Genomic DNA, 1,581 nt, shown 5'->3' with positions numbered 1-1,581 from the left:
CAATGAAGGATCAATTCACTTCTAACCAATTGATTTCTCAAAGTTATTCAGCTTTCTGTCCTGTACATAGGCTGATTTTATATTTTTACTTGATAGCTAGACTTTGCAGACTAGACTAAAACATATTATTTTATGAAGTTATAAACAGTTCTAATTATGGACTTAGCCAAACCTATTGATTTAACAGGTGTTTTTATCCCACCTCAACCTAAGCTAATACAGCAGGTTAAAGCGGTCGGAGATGATATTCATAAATTTGCTGAGGTTATTAGCACTGATCCAGGTATTGGATCAATGGTACTTAAAACAGTTAATTCTCCAGCCTTTGCCAGAACTAATAAAATTAACTCTATCCCTCAAGCTGTGCTGCTACTTGGCTGTCCTTATGTCACTAATATTATCAATGGACTTTTATTAAAACGTTCATTTGATAAAGTGGATGCACGTGCACTCGAAAATTTCTGGCAAGGAGCCAAAGACGTTTCGCTAACAATGGTCTTATTAGCTCGACAACTCAACATATTAGCCGTTGATGAAGCTTATATAATCGGCCTATTCCATAACTGTGGCATCCCTTTAATGCTACAAAAGTTTCCTGATTACCTAACCATTTGTCGCGAAGCTTATGATGAATCTGTTGATAGTATTACTGAGTTTGAAGATCATCATTTCCATACCAATCACTGTATCGTAGGTTATTATGTTGCTAAAGCTTGGCAGCTTAGTAACGACATAGCCGAAATTATTCGAGACCATCACCACTTAACACCCATTGCAGATAAATCTGCCTATTTTAAAGGGAATGATCAAGATGACCTTATCTGTCTTTTAAAGATGGCAGAGCATATCTGTAAGCTATATGAAAGCATAGGTGGCCAATCAACAGATCATGAGTGGGAACAAAATAAAGGTATGATTTTAGCGCATATGGGTCTTTCCGATCTTGACTTTGATGATTTACAGGAATTAACCCAGGACCAACTCGGTTTATAACAAAGCCGATTTTAGTTCCACCACATTTTCATCGGGATCTTTAATGTATAAAGAAGGTCCCATTCCCTCGGCACCATAACGCTCTTCAAAATTCCCCTCACTGATATTGTGTTGCCCTAAATAGTACTTTAGTTTTTCATTTGATATAGGCTCCAAAACCAAACAAAAATGGTCCAAATTTCTTTCAGTCACCGTTGGTGCTCCCCCACCCGCTCGTCCTAGCTCACTGTTCACATCAACAATATCAATTAGCGCATTACCAGCCCGTAGTTGAGTTAGACCAACTGAGTTCGCTAACTTTCGTTCTACAACACAACCTAAAATACGACAGTAAAAGTCAATCATAGCCTGAGGCTGTGCTGTTCTCAGTACAATATGATCAATTCCTCTAATTTTAATTGTTTTCATCATCGCTTATAACCTCCTCTTTTAAACATCCCCTCTACAAACTGAACGGCAGTAGCAAGTTACTGACGTAAGCTTTAAAAGCTAATTCTATGTACAGGACAAAACTTTCAGGGAGTGCCGAAATACTGCCAGGTTAACACTTCCTTCTACTAGTACCCTGTGTAAGTAATCAAGCCCTAG

The 1,581-nt window shown here is 38.1% G+C and carries 2 protein-coding genes; one reads left to right on the top strand and one right to left on the bottom strand.

What is annotated here, in order from left to right; genetic code table 11:
- Positions 1 to 156: 156 nt before the first annotated feature.
- Positions 157 to 993: an HDOD domain-containing protein gene (locus tag F607_RS0126855; protein WP_038292588.1), complete on the top strand. Its 837-nt coding sequence runs from the start codon at positions 157 to 159 to the stop codon at positions 991 to 993.
- On the opposite strand, the gene F607_RS0126850 is transcribed toward F607_RS0126855, so the two are convergent.
- Positions 988 to 1,404 carry a VOC family protein gene (locus F607_RS0126850; protein ID WP_027710446.1) on the bottom strand — a complete coding sequence of 139 codons (417 nt, stop codon included), beginning with the start codon at positions 1,402 to 1,404 and terminating at the stop codon, positions 988 to 990. The two genes, F607_RS0126855 and F607_RS0126850, sit on opposite strands and share 6 nt — an antisense overlap.
- Positions 1,405 to 1,581: the final 177 nt, after the last annotated feature.

This window comes from Zooshikella ganghwensis DSM 15267, from assembly GCF_000428585.1.
Classification (GTDB): Bacteria; Pseudomonadota; Gammaproteobacteria; order Pseudomonadales; family Zooshikellaceae; genus Zooshikella; species Zooshikella ganghwensis.
The sequence above is the reverse complement of the archived record's forward strand: the minus strand, read 5'-3'. Positions and strand labels throughout refer to the sequence as shown.